The organism is Paenibacillus endophyticus (assembly GCF_014192395.1).
Lineage (GTDB): Bacteria > Bacillota > Bacilli > Paenibacillales > Paenibacillaceae > Pristimantibacillus > Pristimantibacillus endophyticus.
In genome coordinates this window covers 169,989-195,591 of record NZ_JACHXW010000010.1, presented here as the reverse complement: position 1 = coordinate 195,591, position 25,603 = coordinate 169,989, and the positions used below count along the sequence as shown (strand labels likewise).

Sequence of the window (25,603 nt, the reverse complement as noted above, 5' to 3'; positions counted from 1 at the left end):
ATCAACAACGGCACAACGTGGCAGGACAGCCCAGCATTTAGCGGTTTAACGCCAAATACGAGCTATACGATTGTGACGCGAGTGAAAGAAACGGCAACGCAGAACGCATCGGCGGCAAGTGCTGGCGCCGTGTTCAAGACCGACGCCATTCCGGTTATCGGAGGAACGGTCGGGACTACGGGAACAGAAAAGTATGGAGAAACGCTAGCAGTAGATCTGAGTGCAGTCGCTTACACGCCAAGCACCAGCAGCGACAGTCCGACCTACCAGTGGAACCGTGACAGCGAAGCAATCAATGGCGCGACGTCTTCCAGCTACACGTTGGTGCAAGCGGATATTGGAGCGGTCATCACCGTAACCGTGTCGGCGGACGGAACGCATGCCAGCGGCAGCGTAACGAGTGCAGGTACGGCAGCAATCGCCAAGGCGAATGGACCGAGCGCACCGTCAGCAGCAACGCTGGCCAGCAAAACGACGAGCAGTATTACCCTGACAGGGATAAACGGTCAGGAATACAGCATCAACAACGGCACAACGTGGCAGGACAGCCCAGCATTTAGCGGTTTAACGCCAAATACGAGCTATACGATTGTGACGCGAGTGAAAGAAACGGCAACGCAGAACGCATCGGCGGCAAGTGCTGGCGCAGTGTTCATGACCAGCAGCTTACCTTCTCAGCCTACAACGCCTAGTACGCCTGAAACAACAAATCCCGGAGTAGATGTACTTGTTAACGGGAAGGTAGAGCAGATAGGAAAGGCAACAACAACCAAGGTTAACGGACAAACGGTAATAATCATTACCATTGATCAGAAGAAACTAGAGGACAAGCTCGCCTCGGAAGGCCAGGGATCAGTTGTGACGATTCCGGTAAAAACCAAGTCCGATGTTATTGTTGGCGAACTGAATGGTCAGATGGTGAAAAGCATGGAAAGTAAACAGGCCGTTTTGGAAATTAAGACAGACAGGGCTTCGTATACACTTCCAGCAGAGCAAATTAACATCAGCGCTATATACAGCCAAATCGGAAATTCTGCTGCTTTGCAAGACATCAAGGTGCAAATTGAAATTGCAGAGCCGACAGCAGAAACTGTGAAAGTGGTGGAGAACGCAGCGGAGACAGGGTCTTTCTCACTTGTAGTGCCTCCGGTAAATTTTACGGTCAGGGCGATATACGGAGATACAACGGTGGAAGTAGCGCATTTCAATGCCTATATTGAACGTATTATAGCGATTCCAGAAGGTGTGGATCCGAAAAAAATCACGACTGGCATTGTTATTGAGTCAAACGGAACGGTTCGCCATGTGCCGACGAAGATTATGCTGATGGATGGAAAATACTATGCTGTCATAAGCAGCCTAACTAACAGCACATATTCAGTCGTATGGCATCCTATCGAATTCAATGATGTAGCGAATCATTGGTCGAAACTCGCAGTCAATGATATGGGTTCGCGTATGGTTATTGAAGGAATCGGCGACGGTATGTTCAGTCCGGATACTAAAATTACTCGTGCTGAATTAGCGACCATTATCGTTCGTGGACTTGGGTTGAAACTAGAGAGTGGCGTTTCTCCGTTCTCGGATGTGAAATTGACGGATTGGTATAGTAGTGCCATTAGTACTGCGTATAGGTATAACCTTATTAGTGGGTTTGAAGATGGTACATTCCGTCCAAATGACAAGGTTACCCGAGAACAGGTGATGGTCATTATTGCAAAAGCTATGTCGATTACCAAGCTGACAGACAAACTCGTTATGAAATCAATAGATGATACGTTAAAAGTATTCGCAGATGCAGCAGATGCTTCAAGTTGGGCAAAAGACGGTATTGCTGATAGCGTTGAAGCCGGTATCGTATCGGGAAGACACGGTGCTGAACTTGCGCCAAAAGACTTTATTACTAGAGCAGAGGTTGCAACCATTATACAAAGACTGCTTTTAAAATCAAAACTGATTTAAGATTTACAGCAAAAAAGGGCTATACTCCTAAGTCTGACGGACTAGGGTATAGCCCTAATTTATTTCTCCGAATTGATCCGTCTGCGCACAGATATGCTGTTTCAGTATGAGTTCGAGTTGTTCTCCCAGATGCTGAGAGAAAAGCTGTACATACGCTGATGCAATAGGTTTAGCTGTCAGCGAGGGCATGTATGTCATTAATGTTAAATACAAAGATAAAGCTAAAGGATACATGAGTTATTGCGCATGATTGACTGAGTACGTTAATAAACGCTATAATTTCCTTATTGTGCAAAAAAGTTTCGTAAGGATTGGAGGGACGCGTATCAAACTTAAAGAAATTGCAAAAAAGGCAAACGTTTCGATTAGTACTGTGTCCAGGATTATAAACAATCAAGGCAATTTCAGCGAGGAGACCCGCAGAAAAGTATTGGATATTGCCAATGAACATTTAAAACCGGGCGTCTCTCCCTCCCAGCTGGCAGGAACCCCCTATACGATAGCCGTAATCATCCCAGGCCATAATGATTTCTTCGATAATGACCCGTCTACCTCTGCCGACTTGAATCACTTAAAGGAAGAATTCGAAGCATACGGCCATCAGATTGATATTGTGAAACACAGCACAGATTTGCAGTCCTCTCCGGCATATAAGCTTTTGGGCGAGGGAAAAGCGGACGCAGCCATCATATTTGATCCCATTGTCAACGACAAGTTGTTCGAAGAGCTTGAGAGACTCGAAATTCCGTATTTGCTTACGAATGGAAGAACCTACAAGATCGGCCACAACTATATTGACTATGATAACCGTAAAGGCGCTTATGAGGTCATACGATATTTGCATGGATTGGGTCATCAGAAAATCGGGATTATAGCGGGGCCCAAAAACCATCTCGTGAACGTAAACCGTCTCGACGGCTGCAAAGATGCATTTCGCGATTTTAAGCTGCCATGGGTGGAAAGCCATGTTGTATTGGGTGCATTCGATCCTGCTCATGGATATGAGGCAGTGAAGCAATTGATGAGCGAAGAGCCGTCTATCACGGCTATTTTTACGTTAAACGACATTATTGCTTTTGGGGCTATGAAGGGATTGGCCGAGCTGAACATCCGTATTCCGAAGGATGTCTCGTTAGTCGGTTTTGATGATTTGAAGCTATCGGAGTTCATGGTTCCGCCGCTCACGACTGTTCGAAGGTTTAGATACGATATTAGCTCGATTATCGTAAAAGTATTGACCGAATTGATCACGAACAAAAACATTTCGGAAGTATGCATCGGTTTGAAAACCGAGTTAATCGTACGGGAATCATGCGCTAAAATGTCAAATAAGGTGTAGAACGACGATAAGTTCCGCAATAGCCGTCCCTCAGTAATCATTACCGTCTGAGGACGGTTATTTGGCGTTCGATGCTGCAAAAAATCAATCAATGCGCAAGGCAATCACGAGCTGGTATTATTTTGATTGACGGAGCGAGCAAGGTTGGAATATACTAAAAGCGCAAAAGATTGCGCAATTTATTTGCGCAAACCTTTTAAAATATGGGAGGGATGATTAGTGAAAAGAAATTTTTCAAAGCCGTTTGTGAAAGCGTTTACCATTTTGTTATCCTTTGTTTTGCTGACCGGAGGCTCTTTGGCGGTACCGTTCGGTAATTCGGCGTCAGCGGCTGTCGGTCCAATTAGCGTAAATCTGACGGAAACGCAGGAGGCTTACAAAAATCCCTTTAAAGGATTTCGGCCGACACGTTTCATGAACGACACCAGCTTCTCGAATCAAGAGTACGGAACCGTGTTTAAGCACTATATCAAATATACGGATCTCGAGAATGCGGCGTCCGACTCCGTTCAGAAGATCAAGGATTGGAGCAATACGGCATGGGCAGGAATCGAAAGCCAAAATAAAAAGGTGATTCCACGCGTTTTCATCGTCTATCCAAATGGAGGAGAGTTTTGGCCCCAAGGCGTTCCTCATGGCGACGTAACAACACAATGGACGTCGGAGGCATTGAAAAGCCGTCTGACCGCTTTCATCCAGAAACTTGGCCAAGCTTGGGACAATGATCCCAGAGTTGCCTACATTGAGCTGGGGTTGTGGGGGAATTGGGGAGAGCATCATATTTGGCCGGATAAGATGACGGACAATACGGACCGAATTCCGCTCAGCTTCCAGACGGCATTAGGCGATGCCGCTACGCAAGCTTTTCAGAACAAGAAGGTTCAAGTGCGGTATCCCGATACATTCCAAAATTATAACTTCGGATTTCTTTGGGACTCCTTCGCCTTAATCGACGATCTGTCCGGAGGAGATGGCATTGTCGCTAGAGATGTCTGGAGAACGCAGGTTAACGGGGGCGAGGTAGCCTACGATTGGGGGCAGAAGGATATTCAGCCGGGCGATTCCCCTAACGATACGTTAAGCGATCCGAACCATAGGAACTTCGTGATTGACTGGATCAAAAAAACACATACAACCAGTCTGGGCTGGATTGATCTGTACGATGCCGGCAATTCTGCCGTATCGCAGGGAGCGGCTTTGATGCAGAAGGAATTCGGATATCGATTCGTCGTCAATCAAGCGACATTCTCGGGCAGCGTGCAGCCTGGCGGATCAATGAATGTGGCCTTTCAAGTCGTGAACAAAGGCTCGGCCCCGTTCTACTACAACTGGCCGGTGGAAGCCAGCTTGCTTAGAAGCGACCGCACGGTAGCGTGGAAGGGAATTTTCAACAACGTGGACATCCGGAATTGGATGCCAGGCGACAATTGGAACAGCACGACGCGCCAATACAATCAAGCGCCTGCCGTTCAGCAGGTTTCTGGCGCATTTACAATCCCTTCCAATGTTCCGGCCGGAACCTACACTTTGGCGCTTTCCATTCTTGACCCTTACGGGTATAAACCAAGCGCGAGATTTGCTAATACCAACTATTATACAGGCGGCAGAACGCCGCTCGGCAAAGTAGGAATCGGTATGGACCCTGCCAATCAAAACATCGGGCCTTTCGATTTATTGAAATCAGACAATACGCTTTCGTATAACCTAACCCAAACGGCATATGATGGCGGCTACAGCGGAGGAGGAAGCACGGATACTCAGGCACCAAGCTTGCCAGGTAATCTGGCAGTAAGCGGAACGACTTCGAGCAGCGTCAGCCTGACGTGGTCGGCTTCAACCGACAACGTCGGCGTGACCGGCTACGATATTTACCGCGGAGGCGTATCGGTAGGCTCTTCGAGCACCAATACCTTTACGGATACGGGGTTAAGTCCGGCCACGAATTACAGCTATACAGTCAGAGCGAAGGACGCGGCAGGGAACGTATCCGCCAACAGCAGTTCTGTAAGCACGACCACGAACGCTTCCGGAGGAGGCGGGACCGGGACGGCCTATGAAGCGGAGTCCGCAAGCAATACGCGGACTGGAGCAGCAATCGTTTCCGCGTGCGCCACATGCTCAGGAAGCTCGAAAGTAGGGTATGTCGGGAATAACGACGGTACTTTGCAATTTAACGGAATAAGCGCGTCAGCTGCAGGAACGTATACGATGACGGTTTCTTACCTCAGCGGCGAGGCTCGTACCGCGCAGCTGCGCGTAAACGGAGGATCAGCTTCCACGCTCAATCTGCCGAGTACGGGAGGCTGGACTACGGTTGGCACCGTTCAGGCACAAGTACAGCTGAATGCAGGCAATAACACGATCCATTTCTCTAACCCAACAGGATGGGCACCTGATTTCGATCGCATTCAGATTTCCGGAGGAAGCAGCTCCGGCGATACGCAAGTGCCGACTGCGCCAACGAATTTGAGCGAATCGGGTAAAACATCGAATAGCGTAAGCTTGTCATGGAGCGGTTCGACGGATAATGTCGGCGTAACGGAATATGTGATCTACAGAAACGGCAATCAAACGGGTACATCTGCCGCGACCAGCTTTACGGATAGCGGATTAAATGCCAATACGGCATACGCGTATACCGTGAAAGCAAAAGACGCAGCCGGCAATCTATCGGCTGCAAGCGCAGTTGTTAATGTAACGACCAATGCCGGTGGCGGAGGGACAACCGGTTTGCTGTTAGATAACTTCGATAACTCGCCGGGCTGGCCTGGAGCCAATGATCTTGGCAAGTGGTCAAGCGCAAACGGGTTTGTCAATACCGCAGGCGTCATTGAAACAGGGGCATTGAAGCTTCAGTACAACAACGACGGCTGGTTAGGCACGGATATCAACCAGAACATCGGGAGCTACTCGAAAATGGTCATTCGTATCAAAGGCGCTAGTGGGGGTGAACAAAGCCACTTCCAGCTCACAATCGGCGGAGTGACCAAAACATTGGCAGCTTTCAGCGGGGATACGGTAACGACCAGCTACAAAAATATTGAAATTAATTTGGCGGCGAATGGCGTAGATCGCAGCACCCCTGGCCAACTGTCGATGACATTTTGGCATGGAGGCAACAGTACGGTCTGGATCGATGAGATCCGATTTGAATAAGTGGTAATCGGATCGCCAGCCGATTCCATTAAACCTACAAAACAAGACCGGCCCGCAGTTTTGCGGGCCGGTCTTGCTTATTCTTTCTTACATGCTTGAGTATGATGAGAGTTGTTCATGAGTCTAAAGCCGTTCAACGGGATTCACTGAGCACAGTTGATGAAAGCGATTGACGGAAGAGTTTCATGTCCACAACGGCGCCTTCTTTTCTTCTGGATTCTTCCGCGGCGAAGGCCATAAGATGACTTTCCAGAGAGGCTTCCGCAGAAGTCAGGGTATCTATATATTGTCCGTTCCGAAGGTCGGACAGGAACTGCCGCATGATCCCGTCGTCGCCTCCTTGATGGCCGCTATTGCTGGTTAAGGTTTGAATGACAGATTGAGTGCCTGACGAAAACTCGAATAGATCAATGCGGCCGCTTAGCAAATCGCCGCGAACTTCCCCTTTGGTCCCCATGATTTGGACGATGCGATTCATATCCCGCGTAAACCCGCACATGCTGAATATAACGGTGGCTCCATTTTCAAATTCCATATTGACCGTCTGATGATCCACTACGTTATTATCCGTCCGATAAACACATTTGCCGTAGGGACCCTCCAATATGGCTTTCATTCTGTTGGTTTCGGAAGGCGGATCTGCTATGAGTGCTGCAAACGGATTTAATTCCGTGTCCTGCATATAGTATCGCAATGCGGAATAGGGACAGGTATGCTCCACCTCACAGCCATCCGTACATCGGTCGGTTGAGCCTGCAGGCGCGTTGTCGATATGAAAATGGCCCAAAGAACCAAAGGAGCTGACCTTCGTGCAATCCGCATCGACGATCCAACGGATTAGATCCATGTCATGGCAAGACTTGGCTAATATCATTGGACTTGAGAGAGCGTCATTCCGCCAGTTGCCTCTGACAAAGCTGTGAGCATAGTGAAGGTAACCAACGTTTTCGTTGTGTTGAATAGAGATGACGTCTCCAATAAGGCCGTCATGAGTGATTTGTTTCATCTTTTGCCAAAAAGGCGTATATCTCGAGACGTGACAGATCGAGAGCAGGCGACCTTCCTCGCGCGCGATTCTTTCCATGTCCACGCACTCCATCGGATTGTTGGACATTGGTTTTTCAAGAAGGACATGATAACCCGCTCGAAGAGCGGCAATCGTAGGCTGATAGTGCATTTGATCTTGTGTGCAGATGAGGACCGCATCGCAAAGCTTAGGCTGGCTCAGCAGCTCTTCCCATGATGAATAGAGCTGCTCGGGGCCCAAGTGTAATGCTTCCGCAAACCTCGTTCTTCTCTCGTTGTTTGGTTCGGCAACCGCGACCACCTCCGCCTCGCGAGGAAACCTTTGAACATATGGCATATAGGATAAGAAACCTCTTGCTCCTGCTCCTATAACAGCTAATTTGATTGTTTTCATAAGAAGCTCTCCTTAAGCAAGGATACAAATTTTTCTATACCACGGCAAGCGGGACAGAGGCGCATGGACTTCGAGCTGGATAGGGCCTTCGACTACGCTTCCGTCATCACCGAGCCATTGGCCCTCCGGAAATTGTATGCTTCGTGCGATCTGTCCCTTATTCATGACTGGCGCTACCAGAATGGATTCGCCAACCATGAATTGGTCCTGAACAGCGTGAAAGCCTTGTTGCGGAAAAACGAATTCCAGGCTGCGCAGGATGGGAAGTCCATCTTTCGCAGCTTGGTCTGCAAGCTCGGAGAGCAGGGGGCCTAATTCCGTTCGTATCCGTACCGCATCCATGCACCAGGCCAGCTCATCGCCGTTCAGAACTCGCCACGGCGCCATGGAAAACTGCATGGCGGGGAATAATGCCGAGCATTGAACAAAACGGATAAATAGTTCGGAATCAAAACGGAAATCAGGCGAGTTAATATCGCCGTCCATCCCGCCGCCAACCATGTCAGGACAGTTGAACGCATATCCCATCAGACCTTGGGCAATCGCGTTAGGGATGAGTCCCCTCAGTCCAGTCGCAGCTTCCCATGAGTGCGTTTTATCCCGCTGCCGCTGGATGAGCGCCTGCCCCCCGAGCTTCCAGCACATGCGCAATTCGCTAAGCGCGTATCCAATTCCCAAACGAGCGTAGGATTCACAATCCTCCATCGGCCTTACAGGGCGTGACCATGCGACGTCTGCTGTAACGTCATCCATCAGGTCAGGCAAGATAGGTTCTCCCGCGTCCAGCTTGAAGCCGTCAACCCCGTAATCTTCGATCAGTCTGTTTAATTGTTGTTTAAACCACGCGGCTCCGTCCGTGCTTGTATAGTCGATGATCGCACTATACCCGTTCCACCATCTTCTCAGGACAGGCGTACCGTCAGCATGCTTCATCAAGAACCCAAGATCACGTAATTTCCGGAATGAAAGGCTGTCAGGACTCACATACGGGCATACCCAAAGCATGATTTTAAACCCTAATTGATGCAAGGCCTCGATCATAGCGGCAGGGTCGGGGAATCTATGCTTGTCAAAGTCCCATGTTCCATAGTCTTGCATCCAATTGTCGTCAATGATTAAAACGCCAGGAGGCATGCCGTTTTCTATAATAGATCTCGCATAGTGGAGGAGTTTGTCCTGTGTCGGTTCATAGAACATTTCTACCCATGTGCAGTATTGCGGCGCTTCGAATGCTAGCTTGTCAGGCGTAACGCCGGAAGGGGGGAAATAAGTATGGCATGCATGCCGGTAAGCGCCTTGAAGGCTTTCATGCCCTTCTTCAATCCATAGCTTCTCTTTGTGCTCGATCGTAATCGTGGCCTCATTAAATGAAAAGGTAAACGGCTCTTCGCTCCAAATGTATCTTCCCATATTAGATAGTAATAAAGGGGAAGCTTGATTATCATCCGTCAAACGCAAATCACGCGTATGCGGACGGTCGCCAAAGGGCATCAAGTGTCCTTCGTTTATAACTCCGCCCCACCAAAATTCTTCAGGACCTCTTTGCAACTCAGTGATCTTCATAGCAGACACTCCCTATTCAAATTAAGAAATAATTTGCGCAATTATTTACTAATATTATGGATGAATCCTTATATGAATGCAAACTCTTTTTATCTTAATAATTGGGCATTCAATCTTAAAAATGAGGCATTTAAAGTGGTTATGGTATTCGATTAAGATATAGAAGTAAAGAGGCAGAATGTTTAGCGTAAATAGTTTACGCAAATAATTTGCCTAAATTAATCAATAGGGGGATTTGAAATGGCAAAAAGAAACAAATTTTCATTCATGCTTGCAACTGTTTTCACCGTTATTGCATTGTTCTCTGCCGCATGCAGCAACAACTCCACCAACGCGCCGGACAATAGTCCAAACAACACGGCGGGGGAAGCGACTGATGCGCCTAAAAAGAACGTAACCCTTACCTATTCCATTTGGGATAAGATTCAGCAACCGGCCATGGAAGCCATTGCGAAGGAGTTTACGGCAGAAAATCCGAATATCAAAATCAAGGTAGAGGTTATCCCATGGGGTGATTATTGGACTAAAATGTCTGCTGCTGCTCCATCCGGTACATTGCCAGATGTTTTCTGGATGCATGGCGGGCAGTTCGTTAAATATGCATCAGGTAATTTCCTTGAGCCGATCACAGGCAAGGTACAGGCTGGAGAAATCGATCTGAATAATTATGCGGCAGACCTTGCTACCATCTATACGCTGAACGGCGAAAACTACGGCGTGCCTAAGGATTTCGACACGATCGGATTGGCGTACAACAAAGAGCTGTTTGACCAAGCGAACATACCTTATCCAGACGACACTTGGGATTATGCCAAGCTTGCCGAGACTGCGAAGCAGCTAAGCCAGCCTGATAAAGGCATCTATGGCTTTGGAGCAAAGCTCGACACGCAAACGGGATATTGGAACGATATTCTGGCAAATGGCGGAAGCATCCTTTCTTCTGACTTGAGTAAGTCGGGGTACGATGATCCGGCTTCCATTGAAGCTTTGAAGGCCCGTTATCAAATGATTCTTGACGGCGCTTCTCCGACTCATCAACAAATGACGGACACGGAAGCGACTGAGATGTTCAAATCCGGCAGATTGGCGATGATCTTTGACGGATCTTGGCGGATTAGCGATATCGATAGCAGCGAAATTATTAAAGGGAAATGGGATTGGGCGAAATTGCCTTCAGGCAAAGTGAAAAGAGGCAATATCATCAATGGCTTAGGTAACGTAATGTCCGCAGGTGGCAAGAACAAGGAAGAAGCTTGGTTATTCCTCAAGTTCCTAGGATCCCAAAAGGCTGCGGAAATTACGGCGGAAATGGGAGCTGCAATACCGGCATTCAACGGTACGCAGGATGCGTGGCTGACTTCGAGACCTCATTTGAATCTAAAAATCTTCACGGAGCAAGTAGCTGATGCGATTCCGTATCCGAGCGGTTCCGAATCGTATCCGGTATGGTTCGCGAAAGAGCCTGAGATTATGTCGCAGGCTTGGGGCGGAGCTATCGCAGTGGAGGAAGCTGCGAAAAAGGTCGCTGAGATGATGAACCAAGCAATAACGGAAGCAAAATAAGCCTATTATCCAAATTAAAGTGATTCGGGGGACGTTCCTGGCGAGCAGGAGCGTCTCCAATGAATAGGGAGTGGTCAGATTGAATTCCAGAAGCAGATATGTTTGGGCCTACTTCATGATCGCGCCGACTCTCATAGGCACATTGGTTTTCTGGGGTTGGCCGGTTCTCCAGTCGATTATGCTAGGATTCCAACAGTCGGAGAATTTCGGGCTCGTTAATCATTGGGTTGGATTTGATAACTATGTGAAATTATTCCGTGACGAAGAGTTTTGGCAGAATCTTCGCAACACCTTATATTACGTTGTTTTGTTTGTGCCTATTACGCTAATCCTCTCTACCATTTTTGCTGTGCTGCTGAATACCAAGATCAAGGGATTGTCCATTTACCGTGTCATTTTTTTCTTGCCTCAAGTCACGATGCCCGCTGCGGCAGCGATGGTTTGGGTCGTCTTGTTCGCTCAAGACTTCGGACTCGTCAATCATCTCTTGGGAACCCGGGTGGCATGGCTGTCAAATTCCAATTATGCGATGTTCGTGTTGGTTATCGTTGGCGTGTGGGGGGCAATCGGCCTTAATATGCTGCTCATTCTCGCGGGCTTGCAAGGGATACCCAAATCGCTTTATGAGGCGGCAGACATTGACGGTGCCAAGAGATTCAACAAGTTTCGGTATATCACCATTCCTATGCTAACCCCGACACTATTTTTCACGAGCATTATCCTATTAATTGGAGCAACGCAGATCTTTGACTCGATCTTCCTGATTATTGGGAAAACGAATGTAGCGCTTCCGTCGGTCCGCTCACTTGTTTATGCTTATTACCAAAACAGCTTCGTTTACTTTAATCCCAATTACGGAGCCGCAATTATCAATGTATTACTGTTGATTAACCTTGTGCTGACAGGGATTCAATTTGCTTTTCAGAAAAAGTGGGTCGTCTACGACTGAGGAGGAAGGATGACAGAAATGCAAATCTCATCGGCGAGGAAGATCAACTGGATTGTTCATATCATTCTTTTAATCAGCGCCGTTATTATGCTCGTTCCATTTGTGTGGATGGTGCTGACTTCGCTGAAGACAACAACGGAAGCAACTCAAATTCCCATTCATTTTTTCCCGGATGCCCCCAGCTTAAGAGGGTATATTGAGGCGATCAAGCAATCCGCATTTCCGCATTATTACATGAACACCGTGTTCACCGCTATAATGAAGACCATATTTCCGGTTGTATTTAGTTCGATGGCGGCATATGCCTTTGCTCGGTTAAGGTTCCCGGGAAGCACGATTCTTTTTGTATTGATTATCTCGGTCATGATGGTGCCTAATCCTGTTTTCTATACGCCGCAATATATGATGATGAGTGACTTAGGATTGGTCAATACGGTTACGGCGCTTTGGATTACTTCATTAATTAGTCCTTTCGCAACCTTTCTTTTAAGGCAATTCTTTATGACCATATCGAAGGAATTGGAAGAAGCAGCGGTGCTGGATGGCTGCAATCCTTTTCAAATTTACTGGCATATCATGCTTCCGCTAGTCAGGTCGGCTTTGGTGGCGATCGTCATTATTCAGTTGCAGTGGTCATGGAATGAACTGCAGTGGCCGCTCATTATTAACAGCTCGCCTGAGAAGATGACCTTGTCTTCGGGTATTGCAACACTCGTATCCATGTTCGGAACGGATTACCCCGTGTTAATGGCAGGCGCCTTCATGGCGGTAGTTCCGATGATCATTCTCTTCTTTATCTTTCAAAAGCAGTTTATCGAAGGCATCGCATTTAGCGCGCATAAAGGATGAACGATTGATTCTAATGTTTCTTATTAGTTTTATCGGTTTCGAATCCATTTCCGCAGGTATCCGGGCTTATAGAAGTCCGGATGGGCCTGCTGCTTATTTTGCATGCGGAAAATGGATATAAGCAATGTAATTATGATAGCGTTTTCATTTATGATCAGCGTAATCGAGGAGGGTTTCAATGAATTCATTATCCGTTCACAAGATTAGGAAGGCATCATTCAAAGTGTTGCTTATCGGCAGTATGTTGTTAAGCACGCTCTTTGGCAATGCTGCAAGCATTGCCAGCGCGGACCCCGCGCCAACGCGCGTACCCGCTAATCCATATCCGAGCCCTGCTGTGGATAGCGCCTTAACCAAGCATGATTTGAGCTTTGCCCCAAGCCAGCTAGACAACCCGTTAAAAGGCTTCGCGCCGTTCTATCCGTGGGAAACGGAAACTTCTTTCCCTCACAGCTTGGAATGGTATTATATTCCGTTGAAAGCGGTGATGAATGGCCCTGATTCCTATACATTCGATACGGGCATCGAGCCGGCACTGAATGCCATCGCAGCAAGAGGGAATCAGGCGGCAATCAGGGTCTATCTTGAATATCCGGGCAAGGAGGATGCCATTCCGGACTTTATTCATCAAAGCGGCGTTGAAATGCGTCATAACGATACGTTTAACCAGGACGAACCTGATTACGATGATCCGTTAATGGTCACGTATTTAACCAACTTCATTGAAGCCTTCGGGGCGGAGTATGATGGAGACCCGCGCATTGGATTTATTCATATGGGCCTCGTTGGACTATGGGGGGAGTGGCATACTTACCCGTATGATGAGGATGCTGCGGATGGTTTGCCGAACTATATGCCTAGCGCAGATACAATCGGAGAACTTTTCACCGCATATGATTCAGCCTTTGACCAAACCAAGCTGGAGGTCCGATATCCCGGCTTGCCTGGCGCTTCGGAGTACAATTTTGGCTACCATGATGACTCTTTCGGATATAAGGAAGGCGATCCGCTGCAAAGCGTAACGCAGCCAGAGAGCATGGGCGGAGCTTATTATTCGTTTATGACCAAAATGCTGGAAGCCGGTTCCGAGAATAAATGGATAACGGAAACGGTTGGCGGAGAAGTGCGTCCCGAAATTCAGAGCAGCTTCTTCAGCGGCGGCGCCAATGTTGATGATGCAATGGATGATATCGAACTGACTCATGCAACTTGGATGATCAACCAAGGCGGAATCAGCAACTATAACGCCAATGATGCTGTCGTTGCCGCTGGTGTGAGAAAAATGGGCTATGATTTGAATGTGAAGAGCGCTCATTATAATGACGTTGCTCAAGGCGACCCGCTTAAGGTCGGAGTAACCATTCAGAATAATGGCGTTGCTCCCTTCGCATATCCTTGGAAGGTAGAGCTTGGGGTAAAGAATGCATCAGGGAAGCTTGTTAAGCAATGGGATACGACATGGGATATGACCAAGGTGATGCCTGTGCAAATCAGAACGTATCCGGAGTGGAATGTTCCTGGCGATCCGAAGTATGTCCCATTCGGCGAGCCCTATTATTTCGATGCGTCCATTCCTGCTCCAGGCTTGAATGACGGTTATTATTATTTGGTGATGAAGGTCGTTAATCCGCTAGAGGCCATTAGCAACAAGGCGAAAAAGGTAGGGTTTGCGAATACGGATCAAGACAAAGAAGGTTGGCTCAATTTGGGTCCCGTGCTCGTAGGAGATTGCGCATCGCCTTGCACGGTGCCGCCGACTTCACCTCCGCCTCCGCCAAAGCGCCTGCTCGTGGATGATTATGACGGAACGCCAGCATGGTCTGGAAACACTCAAAATGATCTTAATCAATGGACAGGTTCAAGCAACTTTGCCAATGGGAATGGCGCTGGCGTTGTCCAAGACGGCGCATTAGTTCTGCAGTATCAGAATATGTCGCGGCTCGAAACCAATATCGGCCGTAATGTGGCAGATACGGGGAAGCTGGTCATTCGGGTGAAAGGAGCCGCCGGGGGAGAAGAGAATCAGGTCAGCCTCAGCATTGGCGGCGCAACGAAAACGCTTGGCCAATTCAGCGGAGATACGATAACGACAAGCTATAAGGATTTGGTTATCGACCTGCCTGCTCAAGGCATTAATTTGTCGCAAACCATCTGGAGCATTGCAATTTCACAAGCTGCTTGGGATACGACAGGCACCATCTATATCGATGAAATATATTTTACGGATAAGTATGAATCAGACTCTGATCCCGGTACTGATCCGGGTACTGACCCAGGCACTGATCCTGGTTCAGGAAAACCAGGGCTCATTGAAAATTTCGAGTCATATGCCGATGATGCCGCGCTTGGGCAAGCATGGACGGAAGCGTGGTCGGACAAACCGGGCTCCGTTACGAAGGCGCTCGGCCAAGCAAGCGGAAGCAAGGGCCTTACGCTTTCGGTTGCGATTGCTGATTCGGAGTGGTCGAATACGATCCATTCCATCCCTTCGGACAAACGTAATTGGTCCAAGTTCGACGGTTTGAGCTTCTGGGTGGACAATACAACAAACGATAATAAAAACTTCAGCTTGAATGTTGCGCTTCAAACTCCGGCAGCCAAAGGAGAGTTCGGGCTCAAAGAAGGCGGATCAGCCTCGACGATTGCTGCTGATGGAAGCTGGCAAGCTGCAGCATTCAACGGAAGCTCGCTAAACGTTCCCGCAGGCTTCAAAGGCGTTGTAAGAGTGGCTTGGGATCAATTCGTACAATCCGCGTGGCAGTGCGACGGCGTTCAAGCGGATTGCGCTGCAGCGCTCGATGCTAGCGAAGTAACCGGTCTTCAGTTCGGATATCCGCCAGCCGGATATATTCACAATGTCATCACGATTGATGACATCATGCTCTATCGGGCGGATAAAATACTGGAAGATTTCGAATCGTACGAGAGCGATGCTGCGTTGCAGAACGTCTGGAGAGTAGACTGGGAATCTGGAGAGCCGTCTGCGCTGCGCGCGATTGACACAGTGAACTATTCAAATGGGAGCCAGGCGATGAAGTTCTCGGTTTCTCCTCCTCCGGGCAAACCCATATCCGATTGGGCCAATATTAAACGTGCGGCATTTACCGGAGCAGACACGGATTGGTCGGCATTTGACGGACTCACATTCTGGGTCAACAATACGTCGGCAAGCAACAAGAATATGGATTTGAACCTTTCACTCGTTACCGATGCACCAAAAGGCGAGTTCTCTTTAAAAGAAGGAGGAGTGGTGGATTTCTACCATGCAGCTGATGGCTGGAAGGCTGCTACTCTCGCTGGAGGCTCCCTATCGGTCGCTGCGGGCTACAAAGGAATGGTGAGAATTCCTTGGAGCGCACTGGCTCAATCCGCATGGCAGGGCTGCGGTGCTTGCGATGCTGAATTCGATGCGAGCAAGGTTCTGCAAATTCAATTCGGCTTCGGCCCTAAAAATCAAGCAGACAATGTCCTTAGCATAGACCAAATTGGAATCTATGCGTTAGCGGGCAGAACAAGCGGATCTGGAGGAGGCCCCACGACACCTCCTGCCGAGCACCCGAACGCGCCTGCATGGGCAACGACGGCTGGAACGTTTGCCTTGGAATATGTTCCTGCACCGGTAGATAATCCGCTCAAAGGGTTCCTGCCTTTCTACGATGCATCGGAGGAAGCTTATTTCAAAGTTGGCGACGATTGGAGAGATCGCCCTACACAACTGCCATACAGCTTGGAGTTCTTCTACTTGCCGCTGAGCAAGCTGATGAACAATCTGGATGACTTTAATTGGACTGAACTGGACAAACGGCTTGCAGAGGTAGCAGCCAGAGGCAATCAGTCCGTATTCAGGGTGTATCTGGATTACCCGAACAAACCTTCAGCAATCCCGCAATTTCTAATTGATGAAGGGCTGTCGACTTACAAGTATGAGGAATTCGACAATGGCAAGGATGCTACGAGCTTAGCGCCTGATTATAACGATGAACGATTAATGGGCGCTTTGGACAATTTCATTGGCGCGCTTGGCAATCGTTATGATGGCGATCCTCGGATCGGGTCCATCATGATCGGATTAATCGGCTTCTGGGGCGAATGGCATACGTATCCTTATGACGGCAATCTGAAATCGCCTAACCTGATGCCGACAGACGCCAACATGAAGCGGGTTCTTACCGCTATGGACAACGCATTCAACGAAACGCAGCTCGTATTAAGAAATCCAATGGAAAATAATACGCTTCAAACCAAAAATTTTGATGTCGGCTATCATGATGATTCATTTGCATTCCAGACGCTGCCGCCAAGCTTAGGCGGGCAAGGCTGGCATTTCTGGGGTAAGGTCAATGATGCAGGTGTAACTGAATTCTGGAAGACGAACAGCATGGGCGGAGAGATGAGACCGGAAATTCAAGTGAAGATGTGGAACAATGATCCGCCTAAATACAATGAACCATCGACGCCGATCGAGGGGGCGCAGGGAGAGGATTATTACACAAGTCTTGGCTTGACGCACGCATCTTGGTTGCTTGCCCAAGGTATATTCCAAACGCCGCTAGACGCAGAGCCTTTGGCGAGAGCTACGGAAGGCTCGCGCAAAATGGGCTATGAATATTATGCGCCAAGCGCCTACCTGGACGCATCTGACGGTAACCTGAAGGTGGGAGTAGAGCTTGAGAACAAAGGAGTAGCGCCGTTCTACTACAACTGGAAGGTCGAGCTTGCTGCCAAATCAGGTAATGACATCATTAAAATATGGAATCCGGATTGGGATCTGAAAGACATTCTTCCTAATACGAATGGCTTTGATAACAATAAGCTGTTTGAATCGACTGCCAATCCAGAATTAAGCAATGGCAGCTATCAAATCTTGATGCGCTACGTAAATCCGCTAGAGGAAATCAATGTGGACGCCAAGAAGTTCCGCTTCGCAAATGCGGAGCAGAGTGAAAGCGGATGGCTGAATTTAGGCAGTGTAGACGTATCAAATAGCGCTGCCGAGGCCCCGGTAAAGGTTACGGGATTAACGGCTGATTCTTCGGGCCAGATTCAATTGGCTCCAGGCGCAAATAAGCAGATTAATATTACGGTAGCGCCGGCAGATGCGAGCAATAAAAGGGTCGTATGGTCTTCGGCAGACCTTAAAGTTGCCTATGTATCAGCCGCGGGATTGATCACGGCAGTCGGTGTTGGCCAAACCGTTATTACGGCGAAGTCTGTTGACGGCAATCTGGAGAAGCCATTTAACGTGACGATTGCAACCGGTTCGAACCCGCCATCCGGCGGCTCCGGAGGCACATCAACACCAGTGCCGGAAATAACGGACAAAGGAATCAAGCTGGGCCAAGACGCGATCATACTTGTTCCGACAACGAATGAGAATGGCGTCAAGGAAGTGGCGGCAAATATTGATTCGAAGAAGCTTCAGGATGCTTTCCTTGCCCTTCTAAAAGGCTCAACTAATGTAAATACGAATTCGGTTATCATCCAACTGAAAAACGACGGTGGGAATGTGAAGGTCGATATCCCGGCATCCGCATTTGCGGATGCGGCGAATGGGCTGCCGGAAGCGTCAGTGCTTATACAGACCGATTTCGGAAGCTACAAGGTCCCTGTCAAAGCGTTAGGATTAGCTGCTTTAGCGGAAAAGCTTGGCGTGAGTCCTGATAAGATGACCATAAGTATTGTCATTAACAAAGTTGCTGGCAGTATGGCAGATCTGATGTCTGAGCAGGCAAGCAAGGAAGGTTTGACATTGCTTACCGCTGCTTTGGATTACAGCATTTTAGCTCAAGCTAATGGAAAGTCGATCGAGATCAACAACTTCGGAAGCGCATATCTCGAAAGAACCGTTATGCTTCCAGAAACCTTAGATGCTGCGGAAGCTACTGCTCTCTTATTTGATCCGGTTACAGCAACCTTTCATTTTGTTCCATCCGTCCTTCTAGGCAATGGCGGAAATACAGAGGTTGTCATCAAACGGAATGGAAACAGTATGTATACGGTAGCTTCGGGCAGTAAGACGTTCTCCGATATTCAGGGCCACTGGGCAAAATCGGAAATCGAGCTGCTGGCTTCTAAGCGGATTATTAACGGGGTATCGCTGAACAGCTTTTCACCGAACCAATCAATCACTCGCGCAGAGTTCACAGCCATACTCGTTCGTTCTCTCGGACTTCGTCCTCTAAGCACGGACGCTGCTTTTAGTGACGTATCCAAAGGAGACTGGTTTGCAGCTTCGGTTGCAACAGCGGTTGATGCGGGAATCATTGAAGGCTTTAAGAATGGTTCGTTCAAGCCAAACGAAAGAATCACCCGCGAGCAAATGGCTGTCATGCTGTCCAGAGCTTTGAGCTATGTGAACAAATCCGTCCAAGCAAATGATAGTGATGAAAAACAGCTTGAGAAATATACGGATAATGGTTCTATCGGTTCATGGGCAAGGCATTCGATAGCTGAGCTGCTTACCGCTCAAATCATGCAAGGAAAATCAGAAACTACGCTTGATCCGATCGCCCAGGCAAGCAGAGCTGAAGCAGCGGTCATGATCAAAAGGCTATTGCAGTTTACGCAATTTATGAATTAAAGGTTGAACTAAATAAAGGAGCACATGACATTATCGTTCATGTGCTCCTGTTTTATCTCTCGTTATGGTATCGTATTCACTTTGGCATAATTAGTGTAGACTAGCATTGAGGCTCTATGGTAAAGGAGGTTGTGCTTTTCGATGAAACCTGCTGTTATTGGAATGGTTGCCATACTTTTCATATCTCTAATGTTCATCCTATACAGCAAATATAGCGGACCTGACTTGCCGAATTCGACGGAACACCACAATGCCGATGCAGCGGATGAGCAAGTGGAAGACGTGCCAGAATCATATGTCACATTGAAAGTGATCATGCCTGGCGATCTGTCGGCGCGCATGGGAGATTTCGTTGAGAATGAATTGAATGATCGACTGAAGAAAGATTTGAATATGAAGCTTGAATTGACTTATATCCCATGGTCCAATTACCAGCAAAAATTAGAGCTGGCCTTATCTACCGGTGAAGATTACGATTTGTTCTGGTATGGGGCGCCATTCGTCTCCGTTTATTACACGAAAGGTTATATTCAGCCTTTAGATGAACTGCTGGATCAATACGGGCAGGATCTTATTAAACATATCCCCGATGAAAACTTCAAGCAAAACCGGATCGACGAGAAGCTTTGGGCCATACCGTCTCAAGCATTTACGTCCGCCGGGAAATTCTCTTCCGTTATGGTTCGGCAGGATTTGCTAGAGAAGGTCAACCTGTCCGAAATTAAGACGATCGCTGATTTAGAGCTTTTTTTTAAGAGAATGCAAGCCATCGATCCAAGTTATTACGGCTATTTGGAAACGGACCGAGGCCATGAAATGTTGTGGCGCGAATTGACGGATCGAAACTACTCTTCATTGGATGAGCGCATGTTATTTATGGTGGATGAGGATTCTGGGGAGATGCTCAGTTATGTGGAGTCTGATGTATACAAAAAGGTAGCTCAATTGCGTGAGTCATGGGTGAATATGGGGATTATCGACAAGAATCTAGTGGGCAATCCGGCAGCAAAGATCGATCAGGAGAATGCGGGAAAGCTTCTCTTTCGTGTTGGCGCAGTCTCCAGGGCAATGGAGAACTTGCAAACGGCACGGAATGCTGATCCGAATGCGAGGCTCCGAGAGTATTATCTTGCAAAGGAGAAGCCCAAGTTTATCACTACCCCAAGCAATGAAGCTTTTATGATCACCGCGGCGTCGGAGAATCCTGAACGGGCGATGATGTTTATGAATTGGATTCTGAAGAACAAAGATAATTATAATTTTATCATTTATGGAGTAGAGGGAAAGGACTATGAGCTGGAGAACGGTAAAATTAAGCAATTGACCAATGACCAGTTAATATACGAATGGATGTGGCGGAACAAAGATTATTTTCTCGCACCTGCCAGTGTAGAGGATGACATTATCGATGATATGCTTATGAATGACGAGAACTCTCGCATTTCCAAATTATTCGGATTTCATTTCAACGAGGCGTCCGTCAAAAATGAGATGGCGCAGGTCATGGCGGTCTATAAGGAAAAAATCGAGCCTATCAATTTTGGTTTGGCTAGTTATGAAGAGTATTACGAAGATGCAATTGCAGCCCTTAAGAAGGCAGGCTTTGATATTGTTTTTGCTGAATTGAAAAAGCAGTTCTCGGAATTTCAACTCCAACATTAACATGCTGAGCCCGAATAGGAGAGGACGATCGGCCATGAGCAGATTCAGCATATTTACAAAACTAATAGCCACTTTGTTCATTTTGCTTATCCCAATCTTGCTCTTATTTGCGGTGTCGAACCGAACAAGCACGCGTGTCTTGACGGACGAAATTATTAAGGTGAAGCAATATCAGATTGAAACGTTCGCCAACCAGTTGGACGAGTTGTTTTTCCGACTGGATACGTATAAGAAAATGCTGTACGAAAGCACGGATGTGCGTAATCTAGCCTACCCGGATTTGCTTGACGATGTCTTGGATAAATATAGAATCAATCGAACCGTCTCAGAAGAAATTAATCGACTTGCCGGTTATGGCGATTGGAAGGCGGTGATCGCCGTTCTCTATCCCCGTACCGGAATCATGATCAAAAGCAGCTCCAGCTTAAATGCGCTTCCGAAGGTGTTTCCCGCGCAGGATACATTTTGGCAATATTATTCCGATCCGAATGAAGATTATTTCATGGAGATATTGTCTTATCCCGAAAACTCGGCGGAATCGGGCGAGGCGCATATGAGAGTATTGCTTAAGTTCGGCGTGGCGGCACTACGAAGCGCATTATCTGAATTTAAAGCGAATGGTTCGGGAGATCCGTTCCTCTATCATCCAGGAGCGAACCCTATCTATAATTATTCCGTAAATGTCAATCAAATTGACGAATTTCTTCCCCGGCTTAGGGAGATCGACAGCTCGATGGAAAGCGGATACATGCTGCTTGAATCCGGCAAGACACAGTTTCAGGTTCATTATCAAAAGTTGGAATCGTTAGGCTGGTATCTTGTTGATTACGTGCCTATCAGTCATATCATGGCACCCATCAGCCGAAATCAGACGATGTTTTATGTAATAAGCGGAATGCTTCTGTTTATGGGGGCTTATCTTGCTTTTGTCATGTATCGAAATATTCAGATCCCGTTTCGGAAGCTGATTCAGAACATGAATTTGATCGAAAAAGGGATTTATTCCGTAAGGATGGTAGACAAGCCCAAAGGGGAATACCGGTTTCTTTATGAAAAATTCAACTCCATGGCGTCAAAAATAGAGAAGTTGATCGAGGATGTGTTCAAAGAGCAGCTTCGGTCGAAGGATGCGACGCTGAAGCAGCTGCAATCGCAGATCAATCCGCACTTTCTGTACAACACGCTTGCTTATATCAAAAGCATGATTGAGCTGAGCGAAGACAAAGCGGCCATTTCGATGACCATGAATTTGAGCAAATACTATCGGTACACGACCAAGACGGGGAACAAGATGGTGAAGCTAAGAGAAGAGCTGGATTTGGTTCATTTTTATTTGGAAATTCATTGCATGCTTAGAGATGATTTTGAATTTCAAATCGAGGTCGAGCCGCAGATGGCAGACTTGGAAATTCCGCGGTTAATCGTACAGCCGCTTGTTGAAAACGTAATTCTTCATTCGTTCAATAATCATTCGGAATATGGAATGATACGAATCCGGTGTTGGAGAGAAGGCTTTATGAACCATGTCGCGGTTGAGGATACGGGTACGGGCATTGATTATGCGGTGATCGACTCTATTAGAAGGAAAATTCAATCGAGCAATGAAGAAATAGAATCCGGTTTGAAAAACGTACATCAACGTCTGCGTTTGATGTACGGCGGGGACTCGGGCTTGCTGCTCAGTCAATCGGAATTAGGCGGGCTTTGCGTAGAGTTATGCTGGAGCAGCAGGGAAGATGTGTCTTGAGCTAAGGAGGGACAAGGATGTTCGAAATATTGATCGTGGACGATCACACACATTTGGTTGATAGTCTGGCGATTGGACTTCCGTGGGAGCAGATGGGGATCACCCATGTGTATAAGGCTTATTCCGGCGAGGAGGCCTTGGAGCTGTTGAATTACCGTTCCGTTGATATTGTGGTAACGGATATCCAAATGAATGGAATGACCGGACTTGAATTGATCGCCCGAATCAATGAGAAATGGAAAAACACAAAAGCGGTTATTATCACCGGATTTGATGAATTTCAATACGCGAAGGAAGCTATTCAACAACAAGTAAGCGATTATCTCTTAAAGCCGGTATCGAACGAGGAATTGGAACAAACTCTTCGGAACATTATTAATCGGATTACAGAAGAAGGAAATGAGCTGTTGAATCAGCAAAAATTTGTTTACCGTTTCCGAGAAAGCCTGCCCAAATTAAGAGAAATGTTTTTGTATGAATTGATATCCGGCAAAAATTACCCGATATCTGATTTGAAGGAGAAGATTCATCTATATGGGCTTCCCTTTTCTGTTGAAAGGGAGGCTATCCTCTTATGTATGAGAGTAGAGGAAGATTATTCAAATACGGACCTTTATAGTCTCTCGTTGATTGAATATGCCATGTTCAACATCGTAGAAGAGGTTTTCTCGGATAAATTTAATGTGATGCATTGCAAAGATTCGCATGATTATTTAATTTTCCTGGTTCAAGCAAGTGCAATTGAGCAAGCAGGCATAGACAACTCCGCAATAATAGAAGATCTGGCTAGGCTCTCCCAGCATCAGATTAAATTATATTTAAAATCTAAGGTTTCCTTTGTGCTAAGCAATGGAGGGGGATTCCCAAAGGACGTACAGTCCATGTACCACTCTGCGCTAACCATTTATACCGATTATATAGGCAATCAGACGGAGAGTTTTTTTAATGTGACGCAAAAGAAAGAAATTTACGAAATCCAGCCGCTTGCGGAGCTTTATCGTCCTCAAACGTTAATGGAGTTAATCGATATCGAGCAGTGGACGGCATTCGAGAGCAAGCTGACTCGGATATTCGACGAGCTTGAAGGTGCAGGCAGCGGAGCCCGAGAATACGGGCTTGAAATCTACGTTACCTTGCTGCAAACCTATTCGTATTATTTGCACAAGAAAGGCAAACGGATCTTTGAAGTGTTTGGAAGAGATATCGAGAAAATGCTGAAAATTGATGCCAGTTGGAGCTTGGAGCCATTAAAAGAATGGGCCTTCGGCAGCTATGTTCAAATTAAAGCTTACAGCGACAGCCGTTCAGACAATATACGCTTTGACTTGATGGAACGGATTCGTCGGTTCATACAGGAGAATATAAAGGATATAACGCTTCAAACGGTAGCCGATCATGTCAACCTGCATCCTGTTTATATATCCAACTTATTTAAGCAGGAAACAGGAGAGAACTTCTCCAACTATGTACTTCGCCTGCGAATGGAGAAAGCGGTCCAATTGCTGAAGCACAAGGATTTGAAGATAAGCCAAATTGCGCTTGAAGTTGGTTATCAGAAACCGCAATATTTTATTAAGTTGTTTAAATCCCACTACGGGATGACGCCGCAAGAATTTAAGAACAGCGACCTTTCCTTGAAGAAGTAGTCGAAAAAAGTAGTCAAAAGAAGTAGTCAAAAGATGTAGTCAAAAGAAAGCTTCAATAGCTTTGCCATCCATCTTAATAGCAACCTGCATCATACCGAATTTCGGCGTTTGCAATGTAATACGGACAACCCGATAGACGTAACGGCAGGTGATAACTCGATCTCAGTGATACCGTTACTAAACTGAAAAGAGGCATGAGCTTTGCTCATGCCTCTTTCTATTAGCCTTGTTCCGTTAGCTGTGCCAGTTCGGCAAAATACATATCCATAACCGCCATGTTCGTCGTTAGCAGGTTACTCAGCAGCTCCGTGCTTAGTCGGTCCTGCTCGACGTCGATTCCGCTGCGAAAGCGCAGCTCGCCGTCTGTGAGGTCCATTTCGAAGCAGCCAATCGGTAAATTGTAGTTTACCTCTGTCATCCAGTCCATTGCGTCCGATCTGCGAGCTTCCGGCACCATAACAGGGTAAATCGAATAGATGAGGCATAGACTTTTGTCCTCATCCGTTGCGATGAGGACCGTCCATTGACCAGAGTCTCCGCTAAATTTCACGGAAAGCAATTCGGAGTCCTCGCGAAGAAAACTCCAATTCCAGCCGTTAAGCAGTTGATCTACCGTTTCATGCATGGCTCCTTTAACGATAGCTGAAGCGGCAGCACTGGAGCCTGAGGCTTCGGCCCACTGCGTTCGGAAACCGTGCTTGAGCTTGCCTTCATCAGCTAATTCCTCAGGCAGATTCATTTCCTGCTTAATATCGGTAGCCAGCCAATTTTCACTTATATTAAGCTTAACGTTCGCTTCATCAGTTGAGGAACCGAGTAAAGCCCTAATGATGTCCTCGCCACTCGTTGCTTCCTGCAGAAGCAGTTCTGCGATTCCTTTGCGGAGCAAGATGTGCAGCTCCACAGGCAGATCCAGGTCGAAGCTGCTGACGGTTAACCCCTCGTTAGCAGCAGGATGCAGCCCGAACCATTCACCCTCTACGATGGTCAGGAAGGCAGTCGAGTCGAGTTCAAGGCGTAGGGTACAGCGCCTTGAATCACCGTCTGCAAATAGCCTAACTTCTTGCAGCTTCGCTGGAATCGATTGGCCAGCCAAAGTGGTAAAGGCAATAGGATGGTCAAGGATTAGCTTTTCATTACCTAGTTTGCTCATTGTCATTACCATCC

Annotated in this window: 13 protein-coding genes; 10 read left to right on the top strand and 3 right to left on the bottom strand. The window is 47.3% G+C overall.

Annotated elements, in window-relative coordinates; all coding sequences use genetic code 11:
• The 3 genes from FHS16_RS17630 to FHS16_RS17620 form a co-directional block, all read left to right on the top strand.
• Positions 1 to 1,962, top strand: a 1,962-nt coding sequence (locus FHS16_RS17630) for an S-layer homology domain-containing protein (RefSeq protein WP_183565292.1), incomplete at its 5' end; no start/stop codon positions are given.
• Positions 1,963 to 2,251: 289 nt separating this feature from the next.
• On the top strand, positions 2,252 to 3,301 hold the full coding sequence (locus tag FHS16_RS17625; protein WP_312890960.1) for a LacI family DNA-binding transcriptional regulator: 1,050 nt from the start codon (positions 2,252 to 2,254) through the stop codon (positions 3,299 to 3,301).
• A gap of 219 nt (positions 3,302 to 3,520) precedes the next feature.
• The gene (locus tag FHS16_RS17620; RefSeq protein WP_183565286.1) at positions 3,521 to 6,457 is read left to right on the top strand and encodes a DUF4832 domain-containing protein; all 2,937 of its coding nucleotides are present in this window, start codon (positions 3,521 to 3,523) and stop codon (positions 6,455 to 6,457) included.
• Between the two features lie 133 nt (positions 6,458 to 6,590).
• Here the strand turns inward: FHS16_RS17620 and FHS16_RS17615 are convergent, their stop codons facing one another.
• Together FHS16_RS17615 and FHS16_RS17610 are read right to left on the bottom strand one after the other, a co-directional pair.
• Entirely contained in the window at positions 6,591 to 7,877 is a 1,287-nt protein-coding gene (locus FHS16_RS17615) for a Gfo/Idh/MocA family protein (protein ID WP_183565283.1), read from the bottom strand.
• 12 nt (positions 7,878 to 7,889) lie between these two features.
• Positions 7,890 to 9,440: a glycoside hydrolase family 31 protein gene (locus tag FHS16_RS17610; protein ID WP_183565280.1), complete on the bottom strand. Its 1,551-nt coding sequence runs from the start codon at positions 9,438 to 9,440 to the stop codon at positions 7,890 to 7,892.
• 240 nt (positions 9,441 to 9,680) lie between these two features.
• On the opposite strand from FHS16_RS17610, the gene FHS16_RS17605 reads away from it, so the two are divergent.
• From FHS16_RS17605 to FHS16_RS17575, 7 genes are all read left to right on the top strand, one after another.
• Entirely contained in the window at positions 9,681 to 11,003 is a 1,323-nt protein-coding gene (locus FHS16_RS17605; RefSeq protein WP_183565277.1) for an ABC transporter substrate-binding protein, read from the top strand.
• Between the two features lie 79 nt (positions 11,004 to 11,082).
• The gene (locus tag FHS16_RS17600; protein ID WP_183565274.1) at positions 11,083 to 11,952 is read left to right on the top strand and encodes a carbohydrate ABC transporter permease; all 870 of its coding nucleotides are present in this window, start codon (positions 11,083 to 11,085) and stop codon (positions 11,950 to 11,952) included.
• Between the two features lie 9 nt (positions 11,953 to 11,961).
• Positions 11,962 to 12,801 (top strand): carbohydrate ABC transporter permease, encoded by an 840-nt coding sequence (locus FHS16_RS17595; RefSeq protein WP_376769680.1) that lies wholly within the window; start codon positions 11,962 to 11,964, stop codon positions 12,799 to 12,801.
• Positions 12,802 to 12,979: 178 nt separating this feature from the next.
• Complete coding sequence (locus tag FHS16_RS17590) at positions 12,980 to 19,381, top strand: S-layer homology domain-containing protein (protein WP_183565271.1); 6,402 nt, start codon at positions 12,980 to 12,982, stop codon at positions 19,379 to 19,381.
• Positions 19,382 to 19,522: 141 nt separating this feature from the next.
• The gene (locus tag FHS16_RS17585) at positions 19,523 to 21,043 is read left to right on the top strand and encodes an extracellular solute-binding protein (RefSeq protein WP_183565268.1); all 1,521 of its coding nucleotides are present in this window, start codon (positions 19,523 to 19,525) and stop codon (positions 21,041 to 21,043) included.
• Positions 21,044 to 21,077: 34 nt separating this feature from the next.
• Entirely contained in the window at positions 21,078 to 22,790 is a 1,713-nt protein-coding gene (locus tag FHS16_RS17580) for a sensor histidine kinase (RefSeq protein ID WP_183565265.1), read from the top strand.
• 17 nt (positions 22,791 to 22,807) lie between these two features.
• The gene (locus tag FHS16_RS17575) at positions 22,808 to 24,436 is read left to right on the top strand and encodes a response regulator transcription factor (RefSeq protein WP_183565262.1); all 1,629 of its coding nucleotides are present in this window, start codon (positions 22,808 to 22,810) and stop codon (positions 24,434 to 24,436) included.
• A gap of 220 nt (positions 24,437 to 24,656) precedes the next feature.
• Here the strand turns inward: FHS16_RS17575 and FHS16_RS17570 are convergent, their stop codons facing one another.
• A complete protein-coding gene (locus FHS16_RS17570) occupies positions 24,657 to 25,589 on the bottom strand; it encodes a YbjN domain-containing protein (RefSeq protein ID WP_221226390.1) in 933 nt (310 codons plus the stop codon).
• Positions 25,590 to 25,603 lie beyond the last annotated feature (14 nt).

Bases quoted from the DNA above. Each gene is read 5' to 3' on its own strand.
- FHS16_RS17580 (WP_183565265.1), top strand. From the start codon at position 21,078: ATGAGCAGATTCAGCATATTTACAAAACTAATAGCCACTTTGTTCATT.
- FHS16_RS17610 (WP_183565280.1), bottom strand. From the start codon at position 9,440: ATGAAGATCACTGAGTTGCAAAGAGGTCCTGAAGAATTTTGGTGGGGC.
- FHS16_RS17590 (WP_183565271.1), top strand. From the start codon at position 12,980: ATGAATTCATTATCCGTTCACAAGATTAGGAAGGCATCATTCAAAGTG.
- FHS16_RS17605 (WP_183565277.1), top strand. From the start codon at position 9,681: ATGGCAAAAAGAAACAAATTTTCATTCATGCTTGCAACTGTTTTCACC.
- FHS16_RS17570 (WP_221226390.1), bottom strand. From the start codon at position 25,589: ATGAGCAAACTAGGTAATGAAAAGCTAATCCTTGACCATCCTATTGCC.
- FHS16_RS17615 (WP_183565283.1), bottom strand. From the start codon at position 7,877: ATGAAAACAATCAAATTAGCTGTTATAGGAGCAGGAGCAAGAGGTTTC.
- FHS16_RS17595 (WP_376769680.1), top strand. From the start codon at position 11,962: ATGACAGAAATGCAAATCTCATCGGCGAGGAAGATCAACTGGATTGTT.
- FHS16_RS17575 (WP_183565262.1), top strand. From the start codon at position 22,808: ATGTTCGAAATATTGATCGTGGACGATCACACACATTTGGTTGATAGT.
- FHS16_RS17585 (WP_183565268.1), top strand. From the start codon at position 19,523: ATGAAACCTGCTGTTATTGGAATGGTTGCCATACTTTTCATATCTCTA.